Raw genomic sequence first — 12,362 nt, 5'->3', positions numbered from 1 at the left:
ACGCCTCGCCGCCCGCCGCACGGGCTACGTCACCCGCAGCTCCAGGATCCGGTCGTCGCCGCCCTTGGGGTCGCCCCGGCCGTCCGTGTTGCTGGTGGCCAGCCACAGCCGGTCGTCGCCCGCCGCCACCACCGTGCGCAGCCGGCCGTAGTCGCCCTCCAGGAAGGCCTGCGGGTCCGCCGCGGCCTCGGTGCCCTTCAGCGGCACGCGCCACAGCCGCTCGCCCCGCAGACCCGCCATCCACACCGAACCCCCGGCCAGGGCGATGCCGCTGGGGGAGGCCTCGTCCGTGCCCCACTGGGCGAGCGGGTCGTGGTACCCGGCGTCGTCCGAGCGGCCCTCAGCCTCCGGCCAGCCGTAGTTGCCGCCCGGCTTGATCGCGTTCAGCTCGTCCCAGGTGTTCTGCCCGAACTCCGCCGCGAACAGCCGCTGTTCGTCGTCCCAGGCGAGCCCCTGCACATTGCGGTGCCCGTACGAGTACACCGGGGAGTCCGGGAACGGGTTGCCCGGGGCGGGCTCGCCCTCCGGCGTCAGCCGCAGGATCTTGCCGCCCAGGGACTCCTTGTCCTGGGACAGGCCCGTGTCGCCGCTCTCGCCCGTGCCCGCGTACAGCATCCTGTCCGGCCCGAAGGCGATCCGGCCGCCGTTGTGCACGAAGCCCTTCGGGACGCCCTTGAACACCGTGTCCGGGGCGCCCAGTTGCTCACCGGCGGGCTTCTTCGCGTCGTACAGCATGCGGACGATGCGGTTGTCGGAGGCGGAGGTGAAGTACGCGTAGACCATGTGGTCGGCGGCGAAGTCGGGGGACAGGGCGATGCCGAGCAGGCCGCCCTCGCCCTCCGGGGCGACGCCCGGCACCTCGCCCAGCTCGGTCTTCCTGCCGGTCTTCTCGTCGATCCGCGTGATCGTCGCGTCGTCCCGGGAGGACACCAGCAGGCCGCCGCCGGGGACGGGGGCGAGGCCCCAGGGGCTGTCCAGGCCCGTGGCGACCGTGCGGACCACCTTGACCGTGCCCTTCGCGGGCGGGCCCTGCTCGGTGCTCTGCCCGGTGGGCGAGGAGCGGGCCGTCGTACTCGGCGACGCGGTCCTGTCACCCTCGGGCGGCCCTGCGCCGTCGGAGGAGCAGCCGGCCGTCAGCAGGAGGGCGGCGGCCAGTACGGCCGTCGCGGCTCGACGTTGCACGATCATGGTCCCTTCGACGCGGTGGCTTCTCCCTTGTCATACACCGCCCGGGCGCCCCAGGTTCCCGATCCGGGGGCCCTCAGTCCCACGACTCCCGCGCCCGCGGCAGCCCCGCCACCTCCGCCAGGTCCCGGTCGGTCAGCCGCAGGGCCGCGGCCCGCGCGTTCTCCGTGGCCCAACGTTCCTGCTTCGTCCCCGGGACCGGCACCACGTGCCGGCCCTGCGCCAGTGCCCAAGCCAGCGCCACCTGCGCCGGAGTCACCGCGTCGCCGTGCCGGGCCGCGACGCGGCGCAGCCCCACGACGATCGGCTGGTTCGCGGCCATCATCTCCGCCGTGAAGCGCGGGTGCCGGGCCCGCAGGTCGTCCGGCTCGAAACCCTCGCCGGGCGTCAGCGTGCCGGTCAGGAAGCCGTTGCCGAGCGGCATCGCGGCGAGGAAGCCGACCCCGCGCGCCTCGCACCACGGCAGCAGCGTCTCCAGCGCCTCCCGCGACCACACCGACAACTCGGCCTGCACCGCGCTCACCGGGAACACCTGCTGCACCCGCTCCAGCTGCCGCAGCGTGCCGTCGTGCAGCCGCGCCCCCGGCCGCCGAGCCGACCGCGCGCCCACCGCGCACAGCCCCAACGCCCGTACCTTTCCGGCCCGTACGAGCTCCGCCATCGCGCCCCAGGTCTCCTCGACCGGCACCTCCGGGTCGGCCCGGTGCAGCTGGTAGAGATCGATCACGTCCGTCTGCAGCCGCCGCAGCGACGCGTCGCACGCCCGCCTCACATAGCCGGGGCGGCCGTTGGCCACGATGTGCTGGTCGCCGACCAGGAGCCCCACCTTCGTCGACACGAACGCGTCGGCCCGCCGCTCCTTCAACACCCGGCCGAGCAGCAGCTCGTTGGTGAACGGGCCGTACATGTCGGCCGTGTCCAGCAGCGTCGAGCCCAGGTCCAGCGCCCGGTGCACCGCCCTGAGCGACTCGTCGCCCCGCTGCCGCGAGGCGCTGTACGCCCAGCTCATCGGCATGCACCCGAGTCCGACGGCCCCCACCGCGAGCGCCGCCGCGCCGATCGTCCTGCGCTCCACCTGCTCGTGACCCTCCCTCTCCTGGCGCCCCCAACCTAACCTCTGCGCCTCCCGGCTCCTGACATAGCCTCCGGACATGACTGCTGACGTGTGGCTTCCCATCCCGCCGGAAGAGATCGAGGGCCTTCCCGAGGGGCCCGCCTACCGCTTCTGGGACGGCGCCGAGGAGTACCCGGCCGACCCCGCCGACTGCGCCTTCTACGTCGTGCCGTACATGAAGCCGCCGGGCCTCGGGCAGCGCCCGCTGCCGGAGATGAGCTCGGTCGAGGTCGTGCAGACGCTGTCGGCCGGCACCGACCACGTCGAACCGGGCCTGAAGCACCTGCGGCCGGGTGTGCGGCTGTGCAACGCGCGCGGTGTGCACGAGGCGAGCACCTCCGAGCTCACCCTCGCCCTGATCCTGGCGTCGCTGCGCGGCATCCCCGACCACGTGCGGGCCCAGGACCGGGGCGAGTGGCTCGGCGGGTTCCGGCCCGCGCTGGCCGACAAGACCGTCCTGATCGTCGGGTACGGGTCGATCGGCGCCGCGATCGAGGACCGGCTCGTGCCGTTCGAGGTCGCGCGGGTGGCGCGCGTCGCGCGCTCCGCGCGCACTACGGCGCGCGGCCCGGTGCATCCGCTCACCGAACTGCCCGCCCTGCTCCCCGAGTCGGACGTCGTCGTGCTCACCACGCCCCTCACCGACGCCACCCGGGGGCTGGCCGGCGCCGACTTCCTCGCGCGGATGAAGGACGGGGCGCTCCTCGTCAACGTCGCGCGCGGCGCCGTCGTCGACACGAAGGCCCTGCTCGCGGAGCTGGAGAGCGGCCGGATCACCGCCGCCCTCGACGTCACGGACCCTGAACCGCTGCCCCGCGAGCACCCGTTGTGGCGGGCGCCCGGCGTGCTGATCAGCCCGCACGTCGGCGGTCCCACGTCCGCGTTCCTGCCGCGCGCCAAGCGTCTGCTGGCGGACCAGTTGAGCCGCTTCGTGAACCGGGAGCCTCTGCGGAACGTGATTCTGACGACGGGCGCGACAAGCGCGTAACACGGATCGAGTACCGTCCGCGACCCCACGGAAGCGGTGGGTACTCGCATCTTCCCTGGTCGTCACGGAGCGTAGAGAACCTATGTCCCTGAGTGACGATACTGGTGTATCGTCCCGACAGGGGTTGCGCCGCGCACTGTTCGGCGCCGGGGACGGACATTCAGAACTGTGAGGGGGGCGACGGGCGATGCACGGCCTATGGACGAGCGATCCGATGCGGCGGGGCCGCCGGCGGCGACCCTGGCGGACGGCCGCGCGCAGACGCGGCTGCCACGCCCAGCAGGGCGGCCTTCACAGCAGTCACAGCCGGCACAGTCAGCAGCGCAGGCACGGCAGCCGCAGAAGGCATGCCCACCCGGCGCACCCGGACCGGCGCGACCCGGGGCCGACGCGGACCAGGAGGGACCGGTGAGTTCGCCGCCGCCTCCCGCGCCGACCCTCGACGGCGCGCTGCGCCCGCAGCGGACGCCGGGAACCGTGCTGCCCCGCCCGCCGGCCGCCGCCGACGGCCCGGGCCGCCTGGCCCACCGCCTCGCTCTCGCCCTGGTCTGCGCGGCCTACGCACTAGGCGCCGCGTTCGGCTGGGGGTCCCGGCAACTCGCCCTGATCATGGGCGACTTCGGGCTGAGCGCCGCCGCCGCTGCCGCCGCCGTCTCCTGCCTGGTGTACGCCCGCGGCCCACGGGTCCGGTTCCGCCCCGCCTGGCTGCTGTTCGGCCTCTCCTCGGCGATGGCGTGCCTGGGCAACCTGGTCTGGGGCTGGTACGAGGTCGTCCTCGGCGTACCCGTGCCCAGTCCCTCCTACGCCGACCTGTTCTTCGTGTGCTTCGCGCCGCCCGCGATCGTCGGACTCCTGGTGCTCGCCATACGGCCGGTGACCAAGGCGGGCTGGGTCTGTCTCGCCCTGGACGCCTGGCTGATCGGCGGCTCGCTGCTGACGCTGGCCTGGAGCCTGGCGCTCGCCCAGGCGGCCAAGTCGGAGGGGCCGGGCGTCGCGCACATCGCGCTGTCGCTGGCCTACCCGCTGCTGGACATCGCGCTGGTCAGCATGGTGCTCGCGCTGCACTTCCGGCGCTCCTCGGTGAACCGCGCGGTGCTCAACACCGCGGTCGGCGGGCTCGGCCTGACGGTGCTGTGCGACGCCCTGTTCACCTCGCCGCTGTTCCAGGACAGCTACCGCTCGGGCCAGTTGCTCGACGCGGGCTGGTTCGCCGGCTCCCTGCTCCTCGCGTACGCCCCGTGGGCCGCGCCCCGGGACGCCGGGCCGCAGCACGCCGACGGGCACACACGCGTGGTGCACGAGCACCTGCCCGGCCGCACCGGGGCACGCCGCCCGCAGCCCGAGCAGAGCGGCGACCTCGCGCGCTACACGGCCGCCCGGCCCATCACCGGCTCCCTGGCCGCCCTCACGCCCTACCTCGCGGCCGCCGTGTGCACCCTGGGCATCCTCTACAACGTCCTCAACGGCCGCAGCGTCGACCGCGTCGTGCTCATCACCTGCGGCACGGTGGTGCTCGCGCTCGTCGTGCGGCAGGGGATCATGCTGCTCGACAACATCACCCTCACCCAGGAACTGGCGCAGAAGGAGAACCACTTCCGCTCCCTGGTGCAGGGCTCGAGCGACGTCATCATGATCGCCGCCCCCAGCGGCATCCTCCGGTACGTCTCCCCGGCCGCCGCCGGTGTCTACGGACGCCCCGCGGAGGAACTCGTCGGGCAGGAGCTGTCCAGCCTGATCCACCCGGAGGACCTGGGCCGTGTGGTGCACGAGGTGCGCAGATTCCTCGCCGCCGGCCCGGCCGACGAACCCACTACGCGCATCGAGTGCCGTTTCCGGTCCGGCGGTGGGGGCACCTCCCGCTCGAGCGAAGCCGAGAGCGGGGAAGGCTGGCTCAACGTCGAGTCGACCGTCAGCCGGCACCACGGCGGCCTCATCTTCAACAGCCGGGACGTCACCGAACGGGTCCGCCTCCAGGCGCAGTTGCAGCACAACGCCGAGCACGACCCGCTGACCGACCTGCCCAACCGCACGCTGTTCACCAAGCGGGTCCAGCAGGCGCTCTCCGGCCGGCGGGCGGGCGACCGCGGCGCCGCCCTGCGCGGCACGGCCGTCCTCTTCATCGACCTGGACGGCTTCAAGGCCGTCAACGACACCATCGGGCACCAGGCCGGCGACGAACTGCTCGTCCAGGCCGCCCGCAGACTCCAGGAGGCGGTCCGCCGCGGCGACACCGCCTCCCGGCTCGGCGGCGACGAGTTCGCCGCCCTGATCGTCGGGGACGGTGCCCGCGACCGCACCGCCCGGGAACGGCACATCCTGGAGCTCGCCGACCGCCTCAGGCTGACGCTGTCCCAGCCGTACGTCATCGACGGCAACGACGTCAGGGTCAACGCCTCCATCGGCGTCGCCTTCGCGGAGCCGGGCATCGGAGCGGGCGAACTGCTCCGCAACGCCGACCTCGCCATGTACCGGGCCAAGGCCGGCGGCAAGGGCCGCGTCGAGCTGTACCAACCGCAGATGCAGCAGGACGTCGTCCGCAAGGCCGAGCTGGCCACGCGGCTGCGTGCCGCGCTGCACGACGGCGAGTTCGCCCTGCTGCACCAGCCGGTGGTGTCCCTCCAGGACGGCCGGATCACGTCCGTGTGCGCCCAGGCCCGCTGGCGTTCGTCGCAGGGCGTGCTGTTCACCCCGGCCGAGTTCCTGCGGGTCGCCGAGGACAGCGACAAGACCGCCGAGCTGGGCCGCTGGGTGCTGGAGGAGGCCGTCGAGCAGGCCGCCGAGCGGGCCACGACCGGACTGTACGTACCCGTGGCCGTACGGATCGCGGCCCGCAGGCTGCTGGACCGCGCCATGCCGCTCGGCTCCATCGAGGCGCTGCTCACCCGGCACGGACTGCCGCCCGGCTCGCTGGTCGTCGAGCTCGCCGACACCGACCCGCGCGTCGGCCTGGACGAGCTGGAGCGCCGCCTGAACGCCCTCAAGCGCGCCGGCGTCCGGATCACGCTGGACGGCTTCGGCACCGGTTACGGCACGATCACGGCCCTCAGACGGCTCCCCGTCGACTTCCTGAAACTCGACCGCGGTCTGGTCGAGGGCGTCGTGGAGTCCGCCCGGCTGCACAAGATCACCAGCGGGCTGCTGCGCATCGCCACCGACCTCGGGCTGCAGTCCGTGGCCGACGGGGTGGACCTGCCCGAGCAGGTCCTCGCCCTGCGCGCGATGGGCTGCACCCACGGGCAGGGCATGGCCTTCTCCGGGCCGCTGGACGAGTACCGGCTGCGCCGGGCCCTCACCGCGGGCCACTACCCGGTGCCGCACGGACCGGCCGAGCCCGCGTTCGCGGGGGGCGCCACGGGCGTGTACTCCACCGGAGTGACGGCCGTCCTCCGAGGCGGGACGGCCCTGCGCTCACATAATGAGACTCCCGTCCCACCCACTTGACAGTGAGTGCGTGCCGGGGGGAGGGTCAGTGCCATGCGCACCCGAATTCTCGTACTTGGAAAGCGCGTCGGCTGAAGCTGGTGACGTCCGGATCGACCCGGAACTCCCAGCGACCCCACCCGGCGCGCTCCCCTCGCTTGCCTTATGGCACGAGGGGTTTTTTGTTGCACAGGCACCTGCCGCACAGCACGCGTACACCGCACGAACTTCGCAAAAACCCTCAGCATCGAGAAGAGAATGCCGATGACCGAGCAGGCCACCGGGGCCCATCATCCGCAGCCGCGGCCCCGATCCGGAGGACAGCACTCCGCCCCCGAGCACGTCACGGGCGCGCAGTCCCTCATCCGCTCTCTCGAGGAGGTCGGGGCCGACACGGTATTCGGCATTCCCGGTGGCTGCATCCTTCCGGCGTACGACCCGCTGATGGACTCCACCCGCGTCCGCCACGTCCTGGTCCGCCACGAGCAGGGCGCGGGCCACGCCGCCGAGGGGTACGCGCTCGCCACCGGCAAGGTCGGCGTCTGCATGGCGACCTCGGGACCCGGCGCCACCAACCTGGTCACCCCGATCGCCGACGCCCACATGGACTCGGTGCCGCTGGTCGCGATCACCGGTCAGGTCGCCTCCAAGGCGATCGGCACGGACGCCTTCCAGGAGGCGGACATCGTCGGCATCACCATGCCGATCACCAAGCACAACTGGCTGGTCACCAACGCCGACGACATCCCGCGGGTCATCGCGCAGGCCTTCCACGTCGCTTCCACCGGCCGCCCCGGCCCGGTCCTGGTCGACATCGCCAAGGACGCCCTCCAGGCGAAGACCACCTTTTCCTGGCCGCCGGTGATGGACCTGCCCGGCTACCGCCCGGTGACCAAGCCGCACGCCAAGCAGATCCGTGAGGCCGCCAAGCTGATCACCGCCGCCAGGCGGCCCGTCCTCTACGTCGGCGGCGGCGTCCTCAAGGCCGGAGCCACCGCCGAGCTGAAGGTCCTCGCCGAGCTGACCGGCGCGCCCGTCACCACCACCCTGATGGCGCTCGGCGCGTTCCCCGACAGCCACCCGCAGCACGTGGGAATGCCCGGCATGCACGGTGCGGTCACCGCCGTCACCGCGCTGCAGAAGGCCGACCTGATCGTCGCCCTCGGCGCCCGCTTCGACGACCGCGTCACCGGCAAGCTGGACAGCTTCGCCCCGCACGCCAAGATCGTCCACGCCGACATCGACCCGGCGGAGATCGGCAAGAACCGCGCCGCCGACGTGCCGATCGTCGGTGACGCCCGCGAGGTCATCGCCGACCTGATCCAGGCCGTCCAGAAGGAGCACAGCGAGGGCCACACGGGCGACTACACCGCCTGGTGGAAGGACCTCGACCGCTGGCGCGAGACCTACCCGCTCGGCTACGACCAGCCCGAGGGCGGCTCCCTGTCCCCGCAGGCGGTCATCGAGCGCATCGGACAGCTCGCCCCCGAGGGCACGATCTTCACCGCGGGCGTCGGCCAGCACCAGATGTGGGCCGCGCACTTCATCCAGTACGACAAGCCCGCCACCTGGCTCAACTCCGGCGGCGCCGGGACCATGGGCTACGCCGTCCCGGCCGCCATGGGCGCCAAGGCCGGCGCCCCCGACCGCACCGTCTGGGCGATCGACGGCGACGGCTGCTTCCAGATGACCAACCAGGAGCTCGCCACCTGCGCCCTGAACAACATCCCGATCAAGGTCGCCATCATCAACAACGGCGCCCTCGGGATGGTCCGCCAGTGGCAGACGCTGTTCTACAACCAGCGGTACTCCAACACCGTGCTGCACTCCGGTCCCGACGACGTCAACCCCGAGGCCCGGGGCACCCGCGTCCCGGACTTCGTGAAGCTGTCGGAGGCCATGGGCTGCTACGCCATCCGCTGCGAGGACCCGGCCGACCTCGACAAGGTCATCGAGGAGGCGAACTCGATCAACGACCGCCCGGTCGTCGTCGACTTCATCGTCCACGAGGACGCGATGGTGTGGCCGATGGTCGCCGCCGGCACCTCCAACGACGAGATCATGGCCGCCCGGGACGTCCGCCCCGACTTCGGCGACAACGAAGACGACTGAGCGAGGAAGAGCACACGAACATGTCCAAGCACACGCTCTCCGTCCTGGTGGAGAACACCCCGGGCATCCTCGCCCGCATCGCCGCCCTGTTCTCCCGGCGCGGTTTCAACATCGACTCGCTGGCGGTGGGCGTCACCGAGCACGCCGACATCTCCCGCATCACCATCGTGGTGAACGTCGAGGACCTGCCACTGGAGCAGGTGACCAAGCAGCTCAACAAGCTCGTCAACGTGCTGAAGATCGTCGAACTCGAGCCGTCCCAGGCCGTGCAGCGCGAACTCGTCCTGGTGAAGGTGCGCGCCGACAACGAGACGCGCTCCCAAATCGTCGAGATCGTCCAGCTGTTCCGCGCCAAGACCGTGGACGTCTCCCCGGAGGCCGTGACCATCGAGGCCACCGGGTCCGGCGAGAAGCTGTCCGCCATGCTCAAGATGCTGGAGCCGTACGGCATCAAGGAGCTGGTCCAGTCCGGCACGATCGCGATCGGCCGCGGCGCCCGTTCGATCACGGACCGCTCGCTGCGCGCTCTCGACCGGTCGGCATAGCGACACAACCGGGCGGCCGGGCTCATCCGGCCGCCCGCATTCCGAGACCCCGAAACTTCCCCTCCCCCCACCGTCATACGGTGGGACGCGACACCTGCACACAAGGAGAGAACCCAAAGTGGCCGAGCTGTTCTACGACGCCGACGCCGACCTGTCCATCATCCAGGGCCGCAAGGTCGCGGTCATCGGTTACGGCAGCCAGGGCCACGCCCACGCGCTGTCGCTCCGTGACTCGGGTGTCGACGTGCGCGTCGGTCTGCACGAGGGCTCCAAGTCCAAGGCGAAGGCCGAGGAGCAGGGCCTGCGCGTGGTGAGCCCGTCCGAGGCCGCCACCGAGGCCGACGTCATCATGATCCTCGTCCCGGACCCCATCCAGGCCCAGGTCTACGAGGAGCACATCGCCCCCCACCTGAACGACGGCGACGCCCTGTTCTTCGGCCACGGCCTGAACATCCGCTACGGCTTCATCAAGCCCCCGGCCGGCGTGGACGTCTGCATGGTCGCCCCCAAGGGCCCGGGCCACCTGGTCCGCCGCCAGTACGAGGAGGGCCGCGGCGTGCCCTGCATCGCCGCCGTCGAGCAGGACGCCACGGGCAACGCCTTCGCGCTGGCCCTGTCGTACGCGAAGGGCATCGGCGGCACCCGCGCCGGCGTCATCAAGACGACCTTCACCGAGGAGACCGAGACCGACCTGTTCGGCGAGCAGGCCGTCCTCTGCGGTGGCACCGCCGCGCTGGTCAAGGCGGGCTTCGAGACGCTGACCGAGGCGGGCTACCAGCCGGAGATCGCCTACTTCGAGTGCCTGCACGAGCTGAAGCTGATCGTGGACCTCATGTACGAGGGCGGCCTGGAGAAGATGCGCTGGTCGATCTCCGAGACCGCCGAGTGGGGCGACTACGTCACCGGCCCGCGGATCATCACGGACGCCACCAAGGCCGAGATGAAGAAGGTCCTCGCCGAGATCCAGGACGGCACCTTCGCGAAGCAGTGGATGGACGAGTACCACGGCGGTCTGAAGAAGTACAACGAGTACAAGAAGCAGGACTCCGAGCACCTGCTGGAGACCACCGGCAAGGAGCTGCGCAAGCTCATGAGCTGGGTCGACGAGGAGGCGTAAGCCGCCCGCCCGAGGGGCCGGAGCATCTCGCTCCGGCCCCTTCGGCGAACCCCGGGTAACGTCGTAGGTGCGGCGTTGTCCATCCCGTCCGGCCACGGACGGGTGATCCTTCCGTAGCGGCGTAAGACGACGCCCTCGGCGCCACTACACTGCTGCAGAACATACGCGTCAGGCCCACAGCGTCGTGCGTCTTCCACGCGGCTAGCAACCCTCCACCGCATGCGGCCGTCGGGACGGCCGTCCGCATTGGACTTGTGAGGACTCACGTGAGCTCGTACCCCAGTCGAAAAGCTACGGTACTCATCGCTGAAGAGCTGTCGCCCGCGACCGTGGACGCGCTTGGTCCGGACTTCGAGATCCGCCACTGCAACGGCGCCGACCGGGACGAGCTGCTCCCGGCCATCGCCGACGTGGACGCGATCCTGGTCCGCTCGGCCACCAAGGTCGACGCCGAGGCGATCTCCGCCGCCCGCAAGCTGAAGGTCGTCGCGCGAGCCGGCGTCGGCCTTGACAACGTCGACGTCTCCGCCGCCACCAAGGCCGGCGTGATGGTCGTCAACGCCCCCACCTCCAACATCGTGACCGCCGCCGAGCTGGCCTGCGGTCTGATCATCGCCACCGCCCGCAACATCCCGCAGGCCAACGCCGCTCTGAAGAACGGCGAGTGGAAGCGCAGCAAGTACACGGGTGTGGAGCTGGCGGAGAAGACGCTCGGTGTCGTCGGCCTGGGCCGCATCGGTGCCCTCGTCGCCCAGCGCATGTCCGGCTTCGGCATGAAGGTCGTCGCCTACGACCCCTACGTGCAGCCCGCCCGGGCCGCGCAGATGGGCGTCAAGGTGCTCTCCCTGGACGAGCTGCTGCAGGTCTCCGACTTCATCACCGTCCACCTGCCCAAGACCCCCGAGACGGTCGGCCTGATCGGCGACGAGGCGCTGCGCAAGGTCAAGCCGAGCGTCCGCATCGTCAACGCCGCGCGCGGCGGCATCGTCGACGAGGAGGCGCTGTACTCGGCGCTCAAGGAGGGCCGCGTCGCCGGCGCCGGCCTCGACGTGTACGCCAAGGAGCCGTGCACGGACTCGCCGCTGTTCGAGTTCGACCAGGTCGTGTGCACCCCGCACCTCGGTGCCTCCACGGACGAGGCGCAGGAGAAGGCCGGTATCGCCGTCGCGAAGTCGGTGCGTCTCGCCCTCGCCGGTGAGCTGGTCCCGGACGCGGTGAACGTGCAGGGCGGTGTCATCGCCGAGGACGTCAAGCCGGGCCTGCCGCTCGCCGAGCGCCTCGGCCGCATCTTCACCGCGCTCGCCGGTGAGGTCGCGGTCCGCCTCGACGTCGAGGTGTACGGCGAGATCACCCAGCACGACGTGAAGGTGCTGGAGCTCAGCGCCCTCAAGGGTGTCTTCGAGGACGTCGTCGACGAGACGGTGTCGTACGTCAACGCCCCGCTGTTCGCGCAGGAGCGCGGCGTCGAGGTGCGGCTGACGACCAGCTCGGAGTCGGCCGACCACCGCAACGTCGTGACGGTGCGCGGCACGCTCGGCACCGGCGAGGAGGTGTCGGTCTCCGGCACGCTGGCCGGCCCGAAGCACGTCCAGAAGATCGTCGCCGTCGGTGACTACGACGTGGACCTCGCGCTCGCCGACCACATGGTGGTGCTGCGCTACGAGGACCGTCCCGGTGTCGTCGGCACGGTCGGCCGCATCCTCGGCGAGTCGGGCATCAACATCGCCGGCATGCAGGTGGCCCGCGCCGCCGTCGGCGGCGAGGCGCTGGCGGTGCTGACCGTGGACGACACGGTGGGTCCCGCGGTGCTGTCGGAGGTCGCCGCGGAGATCGGCGCGACGTCGGCCCGCTCGGTGAACCTGGTCTGAGGCTGCCGCTGAA

General features: G+C 71.5%; 8 protein-coding genes. 6 read left to right on the top strand and 2 right to left on the bottom strand.

What is annotated here, in order from left to right; all coding sequences use genetic code 11:
• Nucleotides 1–24: 24 nt before the first annotated feature.
• Nucleotides 25–1,188, bottom strand: coding sequence for a sorbosone dehydrogenase family protein (locus tag QC282_RS19610; RefSeq protein ID WP_279550801.1), 1,164 nt, complete (start codon nucleotides 1,186–1,188; stop codon nucleotides 25–27).
• A gap of 73 nt (nucleotides 1,189–1,261) precedes the next feature.
• Complete coding sequence (locus QC282_RS19605; protein WP_279550800.1) at nucleotides 1,262–2,260, bottom strand: aldo/keto reductase; 999 nt, start codon at nucleotides 2,258–2,260, stop codon at nucleotides 1,262–1,264.
• A 76-nt stretch (nucleotides 2,261–2,336) separates the two neighbouring features.
• On the opposite strand from QC282_RS19605, the gene QC282_RS19600 reads away from it, so the two are divergent.
• The 6 genes from QC282_RS19600 to serA all read left to right on the top strand — a co-directional run bounded on the left by QC282_RS19600 (nucleotide 2,337) and on the right by serA (nucleotide 12,349).
• Nucleotides 2,337–3,287 carry a 2-hydroxyacid dehydrogenase gene (locus QC282_RS19600; protein ID WP_279550799.1) on the top strand — a complete coding sequence of 317 codons (951 nt, stop codon included), beginning with the start codon at nucleotides 2,337–2,339 and terminating at the stop codon, nucleotides 3,285–3,287.
• A 408-nt stretch (nucleotides 3,288–3,695) separates the two neighbouring features.
• Nucleotides 3,696–6,728, top strand: coding sequence for a bifunctional diguanylate cyclase/phosphodiesterase (locus tag QC282_RS19595; protein ID WP_279550798.1), 3,033 nt, complete (start codon nucleotides 3,696–3,698; stop codon nucleotides 6,726–6,728).
• A 243-nt stretch (nucleotides 6,729–6,971) separates the two neighbouring features.
• Nucleotides 6,972–8,819 carry an acetolactate synthase large subunit gene (locus QC282_RS19590; RefSeq protein WP_279550797.1) on the top strand — a complete coding sequence of 616 codons (1,848 nt, stop codon included), beginning with the start codon at nucleotides 6,972–6,974 and terminating at the stop codon, nucleotides 8,817–8,819.
• A gap of 20 nt (nucleotides 8,820–8,839) precedes the next feature.
• Nucleotides 8,840–9,364, top strand: coding sequence for an acetolactate synthase small subunit (gene ilvN / locus QC282_RS19585; RefSeq protein WP_279550796.1), 525 nt, complete (start codon nucleotides 8,840–8,842; stop codon nucleotides 9,362–9,364).
• Between the two features lie 118 nt (nucleotides 9,365–9,482).
• Nucleotides 9,483–10,481, top strand: a complete 999-nt coding sequence (gene ilvC, locus QC282_RS19580) for a ketol-acid reductoisomerase (protein WP_279550794.1) — start codon at nucleotides 9,483–9,485, stop codon at nucleotides 10,479–10,481.
• A gap of 266 nt (nucleotides 10,482–10,747) precedes the next feature.
• A complete protein-coding gene (gene serA / locus QC282_RS19575; RefSeq protein ID WP_279550793.1) occupies nucleotides 10,748–12,349 on the top strand; it encodes a phosphoglycerate dehydrogenase in 1,602 nt (533 codons plus the stop codon).
• Nucleotides 12,350–12,362 lie beyond the last annotated feature (13 nt).

The organism is Streptomyces sp. DH24 (assembly GCF_029813775.1).
Classification (GTDB): Bacteria; Actinomycetota; Actinomycetes; order Streptomycetales; family Streptomycetaceae; genus Streptomyces.
Note: the sequence above shows the minus strand (reverse complement) of the source record. Positions and strands in the feature narration are given on the sequence as shown.

What these genes read in the sequence shown, in the direction of transcription:
- QC282_RS19610 (WP_279550801.1), bottom strand. Translation starts at nt 1,188, where the DNA reads ATGATCGTGCAACGTCGAGCCGCGACGGCCGTACTGGCCGCCGCCCTC.
- ilvN (WP_279550796.1), top strand. Translation starts at nt 8,840, where the DNA reads ATGTCCAAGCACACGCTCTCCGTCCTGGTGGAGAACACCCCGGGCATC.
- QC282_RS19600 (WP_279550799.1), top strand. Translation starts at nt 2,337, where the DNA reads ATGACTGCTGACGTGTGGCTTCCCATCCCGCCGGAAGAGATCGAGGGC.
- QC282_RS19590 (WP_279550797.1), top strand. Translation starts at nt 6,972, where the DNA reads ATGACCGAGCAGGCCACCGGGGCCCATCATCCGCAGCCGCGGCCCCGA.